This window comes from Cohnella caldifontis (assembly GCF_029360585.1).
Classification (GTDB): Bacteria; Bacillota; Bacilli; order Paenibacillales; family Paenibacillaceae; genus Cohnella; species Cohnella caldifontis.
The window spans coordinates 487,127-503,757 of record NZ_JAQZSJ010000002.1; the positions used below are offsets into that span (position 1 = coordinate 487,127).

Consider the following 16,631-nt stretch of genomic DNA (forward strand, 5'->3'; position numbering starts at 1 on the left):
CGAAAATGGGTTTCAGACCTAGTGTTGCCGCGTCGAACCGATTTCAATCCGGATGCCTTGCTTCGTCCGGCCCACCTTTCCTGCCTTGCGCTTATGCCCGGCTGTCGACGATCAACGTGACGGGACCGTCGTTCACGAGCGACACGTCCATCATGGCGCCGAATCGTCCCGTTTCCACCGTTAACCCGCGTTCCCGCAGCAGGGCGTTAAACCGGTCGTACATCGCTTCCGCCTTCTCGGGACGGGCCGCCCCCATGAAGTTCGGGCGCCTGCCCTTGCGGCAGTCGCCGTACAGCGTAAACTGCGAGACGGACAGGATGCCCCCGCCGATCTCCTGAACGGACAAATTCATCTTGCCGCCGTCGTCTTCGAAAATCCGCAAACCCGCCAGCTTGTCCGCCATCCAAACGAGATCGGACTCCTCATCCTCCTGGCCGATTCCGACCAGCAGAAGCAAGCCCCGGCCGATTTGCCCCGTTACTTCGCCTTCCGCCGTCACTCGGCCTTCGGACACCCTTTGCGCCACGACTTTCAAGCTCACGCTACCTCCGAATCTCTATTTCTATTGCATCATCCGCTGCACGGAGAAAATGTCCCGGACCCGTTTGATTTTCTCCACCACCGACTGCAGGTGATCCTTGTTGCGGATGAGTATGGTCATATGGATAATGGACATTTTGTTCTTGTCGGAACGGCCGGACACGGCCGAAATGTTCGTCTTGCTCTCCGACACGGCCTGCAGCACTTCGTTGAGCAGTCCGCGGCGGTCGTGGCCCAGGATTTCGATTTCGACGCTGTAGTTCGCGTCGACCGAATCTTCCCATTCCACATCGATGACGCGTGCGGCCTCTTCGCCGTCCGCGGCCGTCGGAATGTTGGAACAGTCCGTGCGGTGCACGGATACGCCGCGCCCCCTCGTGATATAGCCGATGATGTCATCCCCCGGCACCGGATTGCAGCAGCGGGCGAAACGGACCAGGAGGTTGTCCGCCCCCTTGACCCGGACGCCATGCGTCGGGCGTCTGCGGGTAGCCGCGGCCGAGCCTGGGCTGGCCTTCAGCTCCTTCACTTCCGAGGTCAGCTGGATCTGCTGGGCTTCTTCCGTTTCCTTGCGCAGCTTCTCCGTCAGACGGGTGCAAATTTGGGCGGCGGTAATGCCGGCGAATCCGATGGCCGACATCATGTCTTCCGAGTCATGGAACGCGAACTTTTTGGCGACTTCGAGCAGCCGGTCCTCGGTCATCCACTCCGAAGGCTCCAGACCGATCCGCCGGAGCTCCCGCTCGAGCATTTCCCGCCCTTTCTCGACGTTCTCCTCGCGTTTCTCCTTCTTGAACCATTGCCGGATTTTCGCCCGGGCGTGGGACGATTGCGCGATTTTGAGCCAATCCTGACTCGGACCGTAGGAATGCTTGGACGTCAAAATTTCCACGATATCGCCGGTTTTCAGCTTGTGGTCGAGCGGCACGATCCGGCCGTTCACCTTCGCGCCGATCGTCCGGTTGCCGACCTCGGTATGGACCCGGTAAGCGAAATCGAGGGGGACCGAACCCGCGGGCAGCTCGAACACCTCGCCTTTGGGCGTAAACACGAACACGAGGTCGGTGAAAAAGTCCATTTTGACCGATTCCATGAACTCTTTCGCGTCCCGGGTTTCCTGCTGGAGCTCGATGATCTCGCGGACCCAGTTCATCTTCTCCCCGAACGTTCCCGGCGCGACCCCTTGATCTTTGCCGTCCTTATAAGCCCAGTGGGCCGCGATGCCGAACTCGCTCGTCCGGTGCATCTCGTACGTCCGGATCTGCACTTCGGTCGGCTCCCCGTTGGGACCGACGATCGTCGTGTGCAGTGATTGGTACATGTTCGCCTTCGGCATGGCGATGTAGTCCTTGAACCGTCCCGGCATCGGCTTCCAGAGCGTATGGATGATGCCCAGGGTGGCGTAACAGTCCTTCACGTTGTCCACGAGGATGCGGATGGCGAGCAGGTCGTAAATTTCGTCGAACTGCTTGTTCTTCGACGACATTTTCTTGTAGACGCTGTAAATGTGCTTGGGGCGGCCGCTGATGTCGCCCTGGATGCCCATTTCGTTCAGCTTCTCGCGGATTTTGGCGATCAGGTCGTTAATGTATTGCTCGCGTTCGGCGCGCTTCATCTTCATCAGGTGGGCGATCCGGTAATACTGCTGGGGGTTCAGGAAACGGAGCGCGATGTCTTCCATTTCCCACTTGATCGTGCTGATCCCGAGGCGGTGGGCGATCGGACAGTAGATTTCGAGCGTCTCGTGCGCGATGCGGCGCTGGCTCTCCTCCGATTGGAACTTCAGCGTCCGCATGTTGTGCAGCCGGTCCGCCAGCTTAATGAGGATAACGCGGATGTCGTTGGCCATGGCCACGAACATTTTGCGGTAGTTTTCGTTCTGCTGCTCTTCCTTGGACCGGAACTGGATCCGTTCCAGCTTGGTCAGGCCGTCCACGAGTCCCGCCAGCGTCTCGCCGAAACGGGCCTGCAGGTCGTCCAGCGTGACGTTCGTGTCTTCGACGACGTCATGCAGCAAGGCGGCTTCGATCGTGGCGACGTCCATCTGCATGCCCGCCAGGATTTCCGCCACCGCCACGGGGTGTTGGATATAGGGTTCACCCGATTTGCGCGTCTGTCCCCGGTGCGCTTCTTCCGCGAATTCGTACGCGTCCCGGATCCGCTTCAAGTCTTGTTCCTTCATATAACCCGAAGCTTTGTCCAGAAGCTGCTCGATGCCCATTGCTTGTATCCTTTCCACGGCTATGCCACCGCGATTTCCCTAGAGATATTCCTTTCATTATGCCTCTTGACGGCGGGAAACGTCAACCGTCGACAATTTGGCGCGGCCGGCTCCGGCGGTCCTGCTTCCATCTGGAAAGGCTTTACCTGTCGATACGTTGTCAGAAGCTGTAAACTAGGAAAGACTTTGATTGAACACCATGTTGGGGAGGATTTCCGTGAAAAGAGAAATCGGCGTCAGCGAACGGCCGCCCGGCGGTCAAAGCTTGTTCCTGAGCCTGCAGCATCTGTTCGCGATGTTCGGCTCGACCGTGCTGGTGCCCACGCTGCTGGGCGTGGACCCGGCCATCTGCCTGCTGATGAACGGCATCGGCACGCTGCTCTACATTTGGATCTGCAAAGGCCGCATACCGGCGTACCTCGGCTCGAGCTTCGCGTTTATCGCGCCCGCGGGCGCGGTCATCGGCACCGTTCAAGCCCCGAACATGGGATACGGGGCGGCGCTTGGCGGCTTTATCGCGGCGGGGGTCGTCTTTACCGCAGTGGCCTTGATCGTCCGGTCGGCCGGCACGAAGTGGCTCGACGTCGTGTTCCCGCCGGCGACGATGGGGGCGATCGTCACGGTCATCGGCCTGGAGCTCGTGCCTACCGCGGCCGGGATGGCGGGCTGGATTTCCGGCGGCGAGGCGGACTGGACCCCGGACGCCCAAACGATCGTCCTCTCCACCGCCACGTTATTGATTACGGTGCTCGGGTCCGTCCTGTTCCGGGGATTTTTCAAAATCATCCCGATCCTGATCGGGATCGTGTCGGGTTACCTGCTGGCATGGGCGATGGGGATGGCCGATTTCAGCGGGGTCCGCGATTCCGCTTTCTTCGATTGGCCGACGTTTACGGCGCCGGAGTTCAAATGGGTGGCGATCGCCACGATCGTCCCCGCCGCGCTGGTCGTCATCGCCGAGCATATCGGCCACCTGATCGTCACCGGCAATATCGTGGGCAAGGACCTGTCGAAAGACCCCGGTTTGCATCGCTCTTTGCTTGGCAACGGGATCTCCACGATTCTCTCCGGCTTCGTCGGTTCCACGCCGAATACGACGTATGGGGAAAATATCGGCGTGCTGGCCATTACGCGGGTCTATTCCACGTTCGTCATCGGAGGAGCGGCGGTCATCGCGATCGTTCTCTCGTTCTTGGGCAAGTTCTCCGCGCTGGTGAAGGCGATCCCGACGCCCGTCATGGGCGGCGTTTCCCTGCTGCTCTTCGGCGTCATCGCCGCTTCCGGCCTGCGCATGCTCGTCGAATCCAAAGTCGACTACGGCAAGCCTTCCAATCTGCTGCTGACGACGGTCGTGCTCGTGACGGGGCTGTCGGGCGTGAAAATCGCCATCGGCGACTTCACGCTGTCCGGCATGGCGCTCGCCACCGTTGCCGGCATCTTGCTGAGCCTCTTGTTTAAACTATTCGAGGTCAGCCGGATTTCGAACGACGAAGAAGCGGATAACGGACACTGAAGCCTAAGCCAAAAACGCAACCTTCCCGGATCTCCGCGGAAGGTTGCGTTTTTTAGAGTGCCGTTTCGCGCGAATTAATAGGTGACCAAAGATTGCACTTCGATGCCTTGGAGCTTGTCCCGTCCGTTCAGGTAGCTAAGCTCGATCAGGAACGCGGCGCCTACGATTTCCCCCTGCAGCTGGCGGATCAGGTTGATCGTCGTCGAAATCGTGCCCCCGGTAGCCAGCAGATCGTCCGCGATCAGCACTTTCTGCCCCGGCTGGATGGCGTCTTTATGCATGGCCAAGCGGTCTTTGCCGTATTCCAGGTCATACGCGGCCTCGATCGTATCCCCCGGCAGCTTGCCGCTTTTGCGGATCGGCACGAAGCCGACGCCGAGCGCCAAGGCGAGCGGAGCCCCGATCACGAACCCGCGGGCTTCGGGACCGGCCACGAGGTCGATGTCCATGCCGCCGACTTTCCGTTTCATTTCCTCGATCGCCGCACGGTAGACATCCCCGTTTTTCAGCAGCGTCGTGATGTCCTTGAAGCGGATGCCGGGTTGGGGGAAATCGGGGATCACCCGGATATAATCTTTGAAATCCATCGGTTTGATCATGCTCCTTTGAATGGAAACTTCCGACACCGATTATACACTTTTTGCCTCGCCGATGACCAGCGGACAATCCGTCCGGCTACTGGCTTTCTCCGCCGCGCCTTCCCCTGACGGCCGCTGCGCCCAAGCCTTCAGCCTGTCGATCGGCCAATCGGGAAACGCGGCCGCTTCCGCCTGGCGAAGCATGCGCATATACCTCTCCGACTCCTCCAGCTTTCTGCGGGGCGGATCCGGAACGATCGAACGCTCCGCGCCCTTCGCCCGGATAAAGCGAAGCTCCTCGAACACGTCCTGGATCAGCCGTACGGCCTGCAGCGGCAGGCCGGTCAGCGTCGCGGCGCGATGAAGGAAACCGTCCGGCCCGTCGATCCATGTCCCTTGGTTTTTGAGCAGGGCGTACACCCGCGCGAAATCGTTCCGATCCAGCGGGGGTTGGCACGGGCGGTCCCGGTTCAAACCTGCGGCGAACACGTACACCTTCTCCCAGCACGCTCGCCCGAACGCCTTATCCTTCAGCAGCCGGACGTCCTCTTCCCGATCCGGCAGCCCGATCAGCACGAGCGTACGAAGGGGGACGGCCGAACTGCGGAAGACGGGGATAACGCCGGAGGTTGCGGCCTCGCTCCGATCGGCATCCGCGTCTATAGCGAATTCCGACAGCGGGGAAACCGCGTTATCCGCTCCCAGCCGGCCGGCAGCCGACGCGGCGATTTGCGGCGTCGCGCACACCACGGAGAGCCGGCCCGGCCCATTCCCGGCGAGACGCGCGATCTCCTTCCAAGGATCTTCCGAATTCCTCCGGTCGATCCACTCCAACTCCTCGCTTCGGATATCTTGGATCGTGAACTGGACCTTCCGGCTCCCGTTCCACTCGTTCACGCCCAGCTCGCCGAGCATATCCACGCGCCTTCCGGCCGGAAGGCGCTCCGCCAGCCCTCCCCAGCCGAATCCGACCGCTTCCAGCTTCCGTTCCTGCTGTCCGACCGTCAAACGGACGTGCTGGCTTTCCTTGCCCATCGTCCGGCATTCCCGAACGCTGGCCCCCTGGATCAGCAAGCGGGGAACCGGGTGTCCGTTGCCGAACGGCTCCAGCATCGCCAGCGCCTCCGCCGCCTCCAGCGTCAACTCCTCCAGGGCGCAGACGAGATCGGCCTGTTTCTTCGGCTGCCAATCTTCCGGTTTCAACCGTTCCAAGGCCAGACGGTGAAGCTTCTCTTCCAGGTTCGCTATGTACTCGGTCCGAATGGTCAGCCCCGCGGCGGCTTGATGCCCGCCGAAATGCTCCATCCATTCCGAACAATCGGCCAGCGCCCGGTAGAGGTCGAAGCCGTCGATCGAGCGAGCCGATCCTTTGGCGGTGCCCTTCTCCGCATCCTCCGCGAGCACGATCGCCGGCCGGTAATGCCGCTCCACCAGCTTGGAAGCGACGAGCCCGGCGATCCCCGCGTTCCAGCCGGCTCTCGACAATACGATCACGCTCGGCCCGTCTCCTCCGAAGCTCCGCTTCCTTTCCTCCCAGAGCGCCTCCGCTTCCGCCAGCGTCTCGTCGACCAGCCGCTGCCGCAACGCGTTGAGGCGGTCCAAATCCTTCGCCAGCCGCTCCGCTTCCCCGGGATCTTCCGTCGTCAGCAGCCTTACGGCGCCGTCGGCCCGCTCCAACCGTCCGCCCGCGTTCAGCCGCGGCGCCAGGCCGAAGCCGATCCGGCCGCTCGACAGCTCGGCCGGCGTCGTGCCGCACGCCGCCGCCAGCGCCCGGATCCCCGGCGTAGGCGTCGTGCGCAAGCGCGCGAGTCCCAGCCGGACGATCGTCCGGTTCTCGCCCACGAGCGGCATCAGATCGGCCACGGTCCCGATCGCGGCCAGATCCGCCAGATGGACGGGCAGCCGTCTCAGCAGCACCTCGGCCAGCCGGAACGCCACGCCCGCCCCGCAGAGCCCCTTGAACGGATACGGACAGCCGGGCTGCTTGGGGTTCACGAGCGAGTAGGCTTCCGGCAGCACGGCGGGCGGTTCGTGGTGGTCCGTCACGACGACGTCCATGCCGAGCTCCCGGGCGTAGGCGATCGGTTCCGCCGCGCTGATGCCGTTATCCACCGTGACGATCAGGGAAACGCCCGCTTCCTTCGCCAAGAAGGCGGCGTTTCGGTTCAACCCGTAGCCCTCCAGGCTCCGGTGGGGGATATAGGTATCGAACAACGCGCCTAATTCGGACAGCAAACGCGTCATGAGAGCGGTCGAGGTCACCCCGTCCGCGTCGTAATCGCCGTAGACCCGGATCCGCTCGCCGTCCGCGATCGCCCGCCGAATGCGCTCCGCCGCTTCCGGCATGCCCTTCATGAGCAGCGGGTCGGCCAGATCCGTTCCGTCCGCGGGACGGAAGAAAGCAGCCGCTTCCTCCTCGGTCCAGCCCCGGGAAACGAGGACGCGGGCGGCCAGCGGCGGGATCCCCAGGCGCCGCGCCCATTCCCCGGCCAACCGTTCGTCCGCTTGCTTCCATTCCCATCGATACCGGGCGGGAATCATGCCGTCCCCTCCTTCTAGATTTTCCGATTCAAAAACAAATCCGCCGCCAAGCGGCGGCGGATTTCGGACGAGAGCCGTCACTGCAGCAGCGATGACCATTCTTCATCCTGATGATTGGATTTGTAAGGATAACCCGGGTCGTACGGCTGTACCTGGACGGCCGCGTCGGAGACGTGCAGGAACCGCTTCGTCAAGTGCCGACGCACCCGCATGGCGATATCATGGCCTTCCGCCACGCTGATCCGCGGGTTCACCCGGATCGCCGCGTCGACGACGAGGTAATGGCCGTGTTCCCTGACGCGAACCTCATCGACGGCTACGACGCCTTCGATTCCCTGCACGGCTTCCTTGAGCATCCGAATGTCGACGTCGTTCGGCGCCGCGGGCTCCGATTGCCGGGCGACGCCGGCCGTCAGCCGGCATCCCATCCGGATCACGAATACCGAGACCACGATTCCCGCCGCCGGATCGCAGGCGTATAACGCCGGCATTTCCAGTACGTTCCCGAACGAAGCCGCCGTCGCGCCGGCCAGCGCGGCGAACGAAGCCGCGTAATCGGAGCGGCTTTCCCCGCTCCGATCCGAACGGAGTCCCAGCTTCTCCGCCCGGAATCTCCGATAGCGGACCAAGCCTTCCCGCGCCGCCAATCCGGCTGCGGCGGCCGCAACGGCTCCCCATCCCGGCGCCTTGGAAGGACCGGACGCGAGCTCCTTGGCGGAGGACAGTCCGACCTCCAGACCGGCCACGAGCAGCACCGCCGACAATACGATCGAAATGACCGATTCCGGGTTCCGCGCGCGCTGGGAAGCTTTCCGCAAACCGAAGTAGGACGTGAGCGCGCTGGCGGAGGACGCGGCCGATTGGCACGCGTCGCCAAGCAGCGCCTTGCTGCCGGTCAGGAAGCCAGCGGCGCCTTTGAACAACGACAAGCCGAACAGTCCGCATGCCGAGACGAGCGCGCCGCGTTCCGCCGCTCCGGCCCGATGACCCCTAATCATGAGCGCCACTCCTTCATGAGCCGTATGTCAGGTTGAAGCAGCGAGGATTCCGGAGAGAAACGCGTCCGGTTACGAAGCGCTTGGCGCCTTGGCGGCTTTCTTCGGCACCGATTTCCCCCGAAGCAGCAGCCACAGCGGGCTGGCGATGAAGATCGAGGAATAAGCGCCGGTGAACAAACCGAAAATCATGGCGAGCGAGAACAGCTTGATCGATTCGCTGCCGAAAATGAACAAGCATATCGCTGCAACCAACACCGTAATGACCGTATTGATGGAACGCGTCAGCGTCTGCCAGACGCTCCGGTTCACGAGCACTTCGAGGTCGTGCGGCGTTTTGAGCTTCGCGAAGCGAAGGTTCTCCCGGATCCGGTCGAAAATAACGACGGTGTCGTTGACCGAATAACCGATGATCGTGAGCACCGCCAGAATGAACGGCAGGTTGACCTGCAGCCGGAAAATCGAGAACAGGCTGATGACGACGAAAGCGTCGTGAAGCAAGGAGACGACCGCCGCGACCGCGAAGCGCCACTCGAAGCGGATCGTCAGATACAGGATGATGCCCACGCTGGCGATCGCCATGCCGATGATCGCGTTCCGTTGCTGTTCCTTGGCGATGTCCGCGTCGACGATGTTCACTTCATAGATCGCTTTGGGGTCGATTTGCTGCGTGAAATCCGCCCGGAATTGCTTTTCCTGTTGATCGGTCAACGGGTCCTTGAAACGGATCGACAGGCGGTTCTCGGCGACCGTGATCGTGTGCTCCCCGAGCGAATGGGCGCTCATGAACTGTTCGGCGGTCGCTTTGTCTACCGGTTTGGAGAGCGAGATGTCCACCGACGTTCCGGACCGGAAGTCGATGCCGTAATTCAGCCCGAAGACCGACAGGAAAATGATGCCGAGCAACGTGATCACGAGGGAGAAAGCGAAAAACGGCTTGCTCGCTTTGACGAAATTGAATTTCTTCTCATCATATTCAGAGCGCACGGATTTCACTCTCCTTCACGCCGTAGTAGCCCAGCTTCGTAAACTTGCCGCTCTGAATGAGAAGGTGGAGCAGGAGTCGCGGGAAAAACACGTTCGTCGCGATGTTGATGATGATGCTCCACATGAGCACGACGGCGAAACCTTTGACGGAGCCTTGTCCCATGTAGTAAAGGACGGCGCCCGCGATCAGGTTCGTGATATGCGCGTCGATGACGGTCCGGAAGCTGTTCTTGGAGCCGGCGCGGAGCGAGGAGGTCAGCGTTTTGCCGCTGCGCAGCTCGTCCTTGATCCGTTCCGCGATGATGATGTTGGAGTCGACGGCGATCCCGATGCCCAGGATGAAGGCCGCGATGCCCGGCAGCGTCAGCGTGGCGCCCATGAGCCAGAAGACGCCCAGCAGCACCCAGACGTACACGATCAAGCAAATGCTGGCGACGGCGCCCGGGATCCGGTAAAAGCCGATCATGAACAACAGGATGAGAATGGAAGCGATACCGCCGGCAAGCAGCGTATCGTTCAAAGATTTCTGTCCGAGCGTGGCTTCCACGCTCTGGGTGTATTTCTCGGTCAGCTTCAGCGGCAAGGCGCCGAGGTTAATGACTTCGGCCAGGTTGCGGGCGTCCTCGATCGTATTCTGTCCTTCGATCACGGCCGAACCGTCGGTCAGCGGAACCTGGACGACCGGATCGGTCAACAGATCCCCGTCCAGCATGATCGCAAGGTTCTTTTTCAGCAGTCGGGTCGATACGTCCGCCAGCTTGCTCTTGTCCTTCACCTTGATGGCCACGAGCGGCTGGTTCATTTGGTTGAATTCGACCTTCGCGGCGCCTTCCACGAAGTCCGCGCCCGTCAGTTCGACTTTGCAGTAATCGGTCGCGTCTTTGCAGCCTTCCGCGCTGCGGAACTCCAGGTTCGCGGGGCGTTTCATCAAATCCCGCAGCTTCGCTTCGTCCGCGACGCCGGCGATTTTGACGCGGATGCGGTTTTTGCCTTCGGTCGTTACCTCCGGTTCGCCCACTCCGGTCTTGTTGGCCCGTTTCTCCAAGCTGATCGCCGTTTGTTTCAGCGTTTCCTTGGTCACGGTGCCCCCTTCGGTCAAGGGCTGCGCCTCGTACAAAATCTCGAAGCCGCCTTTCAAATCAAGCCCGAGCTTCGTCTTGTCGAGCAGTCCGGGGGTGGTTACGGCCATGACCCCGAGCGTCACGACGACGACGAGCACGAAAGCCAGAATTCGCTTCATCCCAGTTGCCGTCCCCTTTCGATTCTCAATGTTCCTATTATAACTACCCGTCCAAAAGGAAGTCAATTTGTCGAAAATGGCATGAAATCGCGCCGCGAAGCCGATTCCCGGCCGGTCCGGCCCAAGACCAAATCCCCCGAAAGCGGATCCGGGGGGTCCCCAAATAGGATCTTGCAGGAAAAAAGCAAAATAGGGTCCCCGCCGTTCGCGGGTCACCCTATTCTATCTGCGGGTATCGCCTCTATACATGTTCAAAGTGATATAGTTCATGAACTGCGTCACTTTCAAGGAAAGGATGTCGTTCACCACTTGATACAGCGGGGGCGTGCCGGTCTTATGGTATTTGTCGCTCACGCATTCCCAGACGTCTTTCCCTTCGACCTGATCGTAGCCGATCAGCCGGAATTCGTCCGCTTTGCTCTGGCATAGCTGCTCGATCATCGCGTTCATGTCTTCTTCTTCCATCTCCGTCCGGTTGTCCCGGATGTCCGAATCCGTCATGCCCTATGCTCTCCTCCCGTGAAGTATCGTCCCATCGTTCGCGCCGCTTTAACATGTTCTCCGTCGCCCCGCCGAAATCCTGCCCGGCCAAGCGAATTTACGCCGCGAGAATCGGTGGCATGAAGCCGGACAACCCCGGCATACATTGGAATGAACCGGTGACAGGAGGGACTCGGCATGTCCGTGCGCAAGCAAACATTCATTCAAGGCGCGATGATTCTGCTCGCGGCCGGATTGGTGAACCGGCTGCTCGGCTTCATCCCGCGCATCGCCCTGCCCCGGATGATCGGCGCCGAAGGCGTCGGCCTGATCCAGCTCGTCTATCCTTTCATGATCGTGATCCTCACGGTCATCGCGGGCGGGCTGCCGCTCGCGGTCGCGAAGCTGGTGGCGGAAGCCGATTCCCGGGGAGACGCCGCGGCGGTCAAACGCATCGTCCGAGGGGCCATGACGATTTCCTTGACGGCCGGCCTGACGGCGGCGGCGGTCTGTCTCGGCCTCGCCTCCTGGATCTCGACCGCGGTCATGACCGATCCCCGGGTGCACGCCGCTTTCCTGGCCATGATTCCCGTGCTGCCCCTCGTCGCGGTGTCGTCCGTCTGGCGGGGCTATTTCCAAGGCAAACAGAACATGATTCCGTCCGCGTTCTCCTCGACGACGGAAACGGTCGTCCGCATCGCGCTGTCGCTGCTGCTCGCGGCTCTGTTCCTGCCCTACGGGCTGGAAGCGGCCGCCGGGGGCGCCATGCTCGGAACCGCCGCCGGAGAAGCCGCGGGATTGCTCGTCTTATGGATCCAGGCGTCCCGTGACGCCAAAATCGGCACCGAAGACGAACGGAAGTTTCCCGACCCGCCCCAACCTCTGCCCCCAGGCCGAAGGCCCGTCTACCGCCTGCTGTTCGGCATCGCCGTGCCGGTGACGGGCAGCCGGCTGATCGGTTCCTTGTCCTATTTGCTGGAATCGATCCTCACGGCCCGCAGCTTGGCCGCGGCAGGGCTTCCGGCCGCGGCCGCAACCGCGCAGTACGGAGCGCTGCAAGGCATGGTCATTCCCCTGCTCCTGCTGCCCAGCGCGCTGACCTACTCGCTCGCGGTGTCCTTGGTCCCTTCCTTGTCGGAAGCGGCCGCCCGGCAGGATTGGACAACCATCCACAAACGCCTCCACCAGTCCATGCGGCTCGCGGTCGTCACCGGAGCCCCCTTCGTCGTGCTCATGACGCTGCTGGCCGGTCCCCTAAGCACGCTCCTGTACGGGGACGATTCGATGGCCGGCATGCTGCGCTGGATGGCGCCGATCGCCATATTCCTCTACATGCAAGCCCCGCTGCAAGCGGCGCTGCAAGCGCTGGACCGGCCGGGCACGGCCCTGTTCAACACCTTCGCCGGCGCCGCGGTCAAGCTGGCGCTGATCGTGCAGCTGGCGGCGCAGCCGGAGCTCGGCATCCGCGGCGCCGTCATCGCGATCGGCGTCAACATGGTGCTCGTGACGCTGCTGAATTGGATCAGCGTCGCCCGCCTGACGGGGTTCCGCCTCGATCCGTTCGATTTCATGAAAGTGAGCGCCGCCATGGTCGTCATGAGCGCCGCCGCTTTATGGCTATGGAACCGCAGGCTCCTGCCGATGGACGGTTTCAACCTGCTCTCGGCCGCCGCGGTTTCCGTGCTGTTATACGTGTTATTGCTCATTCTCATGGGACTGATCGACCGGCACGACGCTTCCCGCATACCGCTCGTCGGCAGGTGGTTCCGCTAGGATCGTTTTTTCCGGTTGACGTATAACCTTCCTTGATGGTCGACGCTGCAGAAGAACACTTGGCGGAAGTGCTCGATGCCTTTTTCCCGCAGCCGGTTTTTCAGCCAAAACCGGTTTTTCCCGAGTTTGCGCAGGCTGTCGTCCTGAACCTCGCCGTCCAGAATGAGGGGCAGCGGCAGCGGCTCGTAACGGATCCGGGGATGGGAGCCGCTCGTTTCCTCGGCCGAAGGCGAAGCGGACTCCGGCGCCGCAGCCCCGGCAAGGCGCCCGCCTTCGGCCGGCTTGCGGATGACCGACAGCTTGCCGTTCGGCTCCAGGACGGCCAGCTCGACCTCGCCGACGTTCGTGATTTCGTGCTCCCTCAGCTGCTGCATGAGATCGTCCAGGTTATAGCGCTGCTTTCTCATCTCCTCGCGATTCAGCTGTCCGCCGCTGACGAGGACGCTGGGGGTCCCGTCGATCCATATCCGGAGCTTGCGGTTTTTGATCGTGAGATAGGCGATGACGATCTGGATCGCCACGAGCAGGACGATCGGCCCCACCGCCTCCAGGATGGGTTTGTCCGGATCTTCGATGATGATGACCGCGATTTCCGCGATCATGATCGAGATGACCAGATCGAACACCGACAGCTTGCCGATTTCCCGTTTGCCCATCAGGCGCAGCAAAGCGAACACCAAGACGTACATGATGACCGTGCGAAGCAGAATGGCCGACATGATCCCGTTCCACCCTCTCGCGTCATGGATATCCATCCGTCTTTCGGGCTACCCCGTTTTGGCGTTTTTTTATTTTCACCGCGCGTCTTAACGCTCATGCATGTACTACCCGGACAAGGACCGCCATAAGATGGTACAAAGTCGATCGTTAACGAGGAGTGAGACGTATGAATCCGATTTCCCGCGTGGCGAAAGTCCGCGTATCTTCCCCCTTGTTGTCCGGTCTGATCTGGTCCTGCATCTGGCTGGGGGCCGGCGCACTGTTGCTTTCCGTTCTGCTCGCCCAAAGCTCCGTCCGGGAAGACCAGCTGCTTCCTTGGGTTTTCGGCATTCACGGCGCCGCCTCGCTCGCCGGCGGATTCGTGTCCGCGAGGAGGTCGGGACAGAAAGGCTGGTACCATGGCGCGCTCAATGGCGCGGTCTATACTTCTGCCGTCGTCGTGACGAGTTTTCTGGCGGCCGACACCGAATGGTCGCTTCGGATCGCCGCGATGCTGGGCGTGACGATCGTCACCGGCGCTTTCGGCGGCATGCTCGGCGTGAACTCCGGGACGACTCCGCGAGGGCGCGCTTAGGATTCGAACCCTCGAAGGTGCTATAATGGGGATGAACGATTTCGACGAACCGACGCCGGAGGCCTCGCATGACCGTCTTTCATTCCCAGCACGCCGTACAAGCGGATTCAGCCGTCGCGATTGCCGTTTTGATCTGGTTCGGAACCGGACGTCAACCTTTGCTCGCCGTATACCGGTTCGTCCGTTCGCTCGCGACCTCCCGCCGGTTTTTGGCTTTCTTCGCTGCCGCCTTGGCGATTCTGATCGTGAATACGTTCGAAGTGAAGCTGGAAAACGCTTACGGCGTTACCTACGATCTCACCCGCTTCATGACGGGATGGGAAGGCGGCTGGCACGTCTGGCTGCAGCACCGTCTGGAGAACGGACCGCTGACGGCGGTCTGTACCTTTTTCTATGTCGTCATGTTCCAATCCGTCATGCTTGCCTCGCTCGCCATCTACTCATCCATGAGGAACAAAAGACTCTTCTACGCCTTCTGCACCGCGCTGCTGATGAACTACGCCGTCGCGCTGCCGATGTATGGGTTCGTTCCGGTCAATGAGGTCTGGTACGCGGATCCGCGCGTTCATTTCTTGATGCTTGAAGCTTTTCCGAGCTTCGAACGGGATTACCGCGGCTTGTCCGGAATCAACAATTGCTTCCCCAGCCTGCATACTTCCATCTCGGTAACGCTGGCTCTGCTCGCGTCCCGCTCGGGCATCCGCCGCTGGGCGGTTTTCGCTTGGGCGAACGCGGCCGTGATCGTATTCGCGATTTTCTATTTAGGGGTGCATTGGTTTACGGATATGGCTGCGGGAGTTCTGCTGGCCGTGCTCAGCTCCGCCGTCGGCCGGAAAGTCGGGGCGCGGGCCGAGTCGAACGACCGGAAACGCGAAAAAGGCGATGCCCCTGCCGATTAACGGCCTGGGCATCGCCTTCGTTTGATTTTCATTAAGCTTCGGAATTCGACTCTTCGTTCGTTTCCGGCTTCGGATCCGCTTTGGCTTCCGCTTTCGCTTTGCCTTTCGCTTCATTAGATGAGCGCGCGGTAATCGCGTTGATCGCGGAACGGTCGAACGTGAGCTTCGTCACGTCGTTCACCTTCAGCACGACCGTGTCGTCGGTGATTTGGTCGATCGTGCCGTGCATGCCGCCGATCGTCGTCACCTTATCCCCTTTGTTCAGGGCGTTCAACATGGCGGAGCGTTCGCGCGATTTTTTCTGTTGCGGACGGATCAGCAGGAAATAGAAAATGGCGAACATGAGCACGAACGGGAGCAGCGTAACCCACATGCTGCTTCCTCCGCTTGCCGTACCTTCGGCCAACCACATGGATGTTCCCCTCCCTTCTCAAAAACCGCTTTCGTTACGGTCCATTCCATAGCTTTCGAAAAATTCGTCCCGGAAATCGCGCAGCCGGTCTGCCCGGATCGCCTCGCGGATTCGGCGCATCAATTCCACGAGGAAATGGAGATTATGCACGGTAGTGAGACGAAGCCCGAACATTTCGTCCGCTTTGATCAGATGGCGGATATAGGCGCGGGAATAATTCCGGCAAGCATAACAGGAACATTCCGGGTCGAGCGGGGCGAAATCGTTCGCGTACTTGGCGTGCCGGACGACCAGCCGTCCCCGGCTCGTCATGACGGTGCCGTTGCGGGCGATCCGCGTCGGCAGGACGCAATCGAACATGTCGATGCCCCGGATGCTGCCTTCCACCAGGGCGTCCGGAGAACCGACACCCATCAGGTAGCGGGGTTTGTCCGACGGCAGAAGAGGAACGGTCTCCTCCAGCATTTCGTACATGAGCGGCTTAGGCTCGCCCACGCTGAGCCCACCAATAGAATACCCCGGAAAATCCAGGGAAGTCAAATCGCGCACGCTCATCCGGCGCAGGTCCGCATGCATGCCGCCCTGTACGATTCCGAAGAGCGCCTGGTCCCCGGGACGCGCATGCGCTTTGAGGCAGCGCTCCGCCCACCGGCTCGTCCGCTCGGTCGACCGTTTGACGTATTCGTAGTCCGCCGGATAAGGAGGGCATTCGTCGAACGCCATCAGGATGTCGGAACCGAGCGCGTTCTGCACCGCGGTGGCAACCTCCGGCGACAAATACAGCTTGTCCCCGTTCAGATGGGAGCGGAATTCCACTCCGTCCTCCGAGATTTTGCGGTTTTCGGCCAAAGAGAACACTTGGAAACCGCCGCTGTCGGTCAGAATGGGACGGTCCCAATTCATGAACCGGTGCAAGCCCCCCGCTTCCCGGATCAACTCGTGGCCGGGGCGGACGAACAGGTGGTACGTGTTGCTCAAGATGATTTGGGCGCCGAGATCCTTCAACTCTTCGGGGCTCATTCCTTTGACGGTGGCCTGCGTGCCGACCGGCATGAACACGGGCGTGTCGATCGTGCCGTGCGGCGTATGCAGCCGCCCCAGCCGGGCCCCCGTCTGGGCGCAGGTTTTGATCAATTCGTAACGGACGGCCATGCTTGT

The 16,631-nt window shown here is 61.3% G+C and carries 15 protein-coding genes; 4 read left to right on the forward strand and 11 right to left on the reverse strand.

Annotated elements, in window-relative coordinates:
* Window positions 1-91: 91 nt before the first annotated feature.
* Window positions 92-535, reverse strand: a complete 444-nt coding sequence (gene dtd, locus PTZ19_RS05240) for a D-aminoacyl-tRNA deacylase (protein WP_276352936.1) — start codon at window positions 533-535, stop codon at window positions 92-94.
* Between the two features lie 27 nt (window positions 536-562).
* Window positions 563-2,761 (reverse strand): RelA/SpoT family protein, encoded by a 2,199-nt coding sequence (locus PTZ19_RS05245; protein ID WP_276352938.1) that lies wholly within the window; start codon window positions 2,759-2,761, stop codon window positions 563-565.
* 217 nt (window positions 2,762-2,978) lie between these two features.
* Here PTZ19_RS05245 and uraA point away from each other — a divergent pair, with 217 nt between their 5' ends.
* Window positions 2,979-4,274 carry a uracil permease gene (gene uraA / locus PTZ19_RS05250; RefSeq protein WP_276352774.1) on the forward strand — a complete coding sequence of 432 codons (1,296 nt, stop codon included), beginning with the start codon at window positions 2,979-2,981 and terminating at the stop codon, window positions 4,272-4,274.
* Window positions 4,275-4,348: 74 nt separating this feature from the next.
* On the opposite strand, the gene PTZ19_RS05255 is transcribed toward uraA, so the two are convergent.
* The 6 genes from PTZ19_RS05255 to PTZ19_RS05280 form a co-directional block, all read right to left on the reverse strand.
* Window positions 4,349-4,861, reverse strand: coding sequence for an adenine phosphoribosyltransferase (locus PTZ19_RS05255; RefSeq protein WP_276352939.1), 513 nt, complete (start codon window positions 4,859-4,861; stop codon window positions 4,349-4,351).
* A 42-nt stretch (window positions 4,862-4,903) separates the two neighbouring features.
* Window positions 4,904-7,393, reverse strand: a complete 2,490-nt coding sequence (recJ, locus tag PTZ19_RS05260) for a single-stranded-DNA-specific exonuclease RecJ (RefSeq protein ID WP_276352777.1) — start codon at window positions 7,391-7,393, stop codon at window positions 4,904-4,906.
* Between the two features lie 77 nt (window positions 7,394-7,470).
* Window positions 7,471-8,391, reverse strand: coding sequence for a cation diffusion facilitator family transporter (locus PTZ19_RS05265; protein ID WP_276352780.1), 921 nt, complete (start codon window positions 8,389-8,391; stop codon window positions 7,471-7,473).
* 69 nt (window positions 8,392-8,460) lie between these two features.
* A complete protein-coding gene (secF, locus tag PTZ19_RS05270) occupies window positions 8,461-9,375 on the reverse strand; it encodes a protein translocase subunit SecF (RefSeq protein WP_276352783.1) in 915 nt (304 codons plus the stop codon).
* The gene (gene secD / locus PTZ19_RS05275) at window positions 9,365-10,615 is read right to left on the reverse strand and encodes a protein translocase subunit SecD (protein WP_276352786.1); all 1,251 of its coding nucleotides are present in this window, start codon (window positions 10,613-10,615) and stop codon (window positions 9,365-9,367) included. The genes secF and secD overlap by 11 nt, the downstream gene beginning before the upstream one ends.
* A 222-nt stretch (window positions 10,616-10,837) precedes the next feature.
* On the reverse strand, window positions 10,838-11,116 hold the full coding sequence (locus PTZ19_RS05280; RefSeq protein ID WP_276352787.1) for a post-transcriptional regulator: 279 nt from the start codon (window positions 11,114-11,116) through the stop codon (window positions 10,838-10,840).
* Between the two features lie 177 nt (window positions 11,117-11,293).
* On the opposite strand from PTZ19_RS05280, the gene spoVB reads away from it, so the two are divergent.
* A complete protein-coding gene (gene spoVB, locus PTZ19_RS05285) occupies window positions 11,294-12,868 on the forward strand; it encodes a stage V sporulation protein B (RefSeq protein WP_276352789.1) in 1,575 nt (524 codons plus the stop codon).
* Here the strand turns inward: spoVB and PTZ19_RS05290 are convergent.
* Window positions 12,865-13,587 carry a YetF domain-containing protein gene (locus tag PTZ19_RS05290; protein WP_276352790.1) on the reverse strand — a complete coding sequence of 241 codons (723 nt, stop codon included), beginning with the start codon at window positions 13,585-13,587 and terminating at the stop codon, window positions 12,865-12,867. The two genes, spoVB and PTZ19_RS05290, sit on opposite strands and share 4 nt — an antisense overlap.
* A gap of 167 nt (window positions 13,588-13,754) precedes the next feature.
* Here PTZ19_RS05290 and PTZ19_RS05295 point away from each other — a divergent pair, with 167 nt between their 5' ends.
* Window positions 13,755-14,162, forward strand: a complete 408-nt coding sequence (locus tag PTZ19_RS05295; RefSeq protein WP_276352792.1) for a TIGR04086 family membrane protein — start codon at window positions 13,755-13,757, stop codon at window positions 14,160-14,162.
* Between the two features lie 68 nt (window positions 14,163-14,230).
* Window positions 14,231-15,061, forward strand: coding sequence for a phosphatase PAP2 family protein (locus PTZ19_RS05300; protein WP_276352793.1), 831 nt, complete (start codon window positions 14,231-14,233; stop codon window positions 15,059-15,061).
* 31 nt (window positions 15,062-15,092) lie between these two features.
* Here the strand turns inward: PTZ19_RS05300 and yajC are convergent, their stop codons facing one another.
* Both yajC and tgt read right to left on the reverse strand, forming a co-directional pair.
* On the reverse strand, window positions 15,093-15,473 hold the full coding sequence (yajC, locus tag PTZ19_RS05305; protein ID WP_276352795.1) for a preprotein translocase subunit YajC: 381 nt from the start codon (window positions 15,471-15,473) through the stop codon (window positions 15,093-15,095).
* An 18-nt stretch (window positions 15,474-15,491) separates the two neighbouring features.
* Entirely contained in the window at window positions 15,492-16,625 is a 1,134-nt protein-coding gene (tgt, locus tag PTZ19_RS05310; protein WP_276352796.1) for a tRNA guanosine(34) transglycosylase Tgt, read from the reverse strand.
* Window positions 16,626-16,631: the final 6 nt, after the last annotated feature.

Bases quoted from the DNA above. Each gene is read 5' to 3' on its own strand.
- PTZ19_RS05245 (WP_276352938.1), bottom strand. From the start codon at position 2,761: ATGGGCATCGAGCAGCTTCTGGACAAAGCTTCGGGTTATATGAAGGAA.
- PTZ19_RS05255 (WP_276352939.1), bottom strand. From the start codon at position 4,861: ATGGATTTCAAAGATTATATCCGGGTGATCCCCGATTTCCCCCAACCC.
- recJ (WP_276352777.1), bottom strand. From the start codon at position 7,393: ATGATTCCCGCCCGGTATCGATGGGAATGGAAGCAAGCGGACGAACGG.
- PTZ19_RS05265 (WP_276352780.1), bottom strand. From the start codon at position 8,391: ATGATTAGGGGTCATCGGGCCGGAGCGGCGGAACGCGGCGCGCTCGTC.
- secD (WP_276352786.1), bottom strand. From the start codon at position 10,615: ATGAAGCGAATTCTGGCTTTCGTGCTCGTCGTCGTCGTGACGCTCGGG.
- PTZ19_RS05280 (WP_276352787.1), bottom strand. From the start codon at position 11,116: ATGACGGATTCGGACATCCGGGACAACCGGACGGAGATGGAAGAAGAA.
- spoVB (WP_276352789.1), top strand. From the start codon at position 11,294: ATGTCCGTGCGCAAGCAAACATTCATTCAAGGCGCGATGATTCTGCTC.
- PTZ19_RS05290 (WP_276352790.1), bottom strand. From the start codon at position 13,587: ATGTCGGCCATTCTGCTTCGCACGGTCATCATGTACGTCTTGGTGTTC.
- PTZ19_RS05295 (WP_276352792.1), top strand. From the start codon at position 13,755: ATGAATCCGATTTCCCGCGTGGCGAAAGTCCGCGTATCTTCCCCCTTG.
- PTZ19_RS05300 (WP_276352793.1), top strand. From the start codon at position 14,231: ATGACCGTCTTTCATTCCCAGCACGCCGTACAAGCGGATTCAGCCGTC.
- yajC (WP_276352795.1), bottom strand. From the start codon at position 15,473: ATGTGGTTGGCCGAAGGTACGGCAAGCGGAGGAAGCAGCATGTGGGTT.
- tgt (WP_276352796.1), bottom strand. From the start codon at position 16,625: ATGGCCGTCCGTTACGAATTGATCAAAACCTGCGCCCAGACGGGGGCC.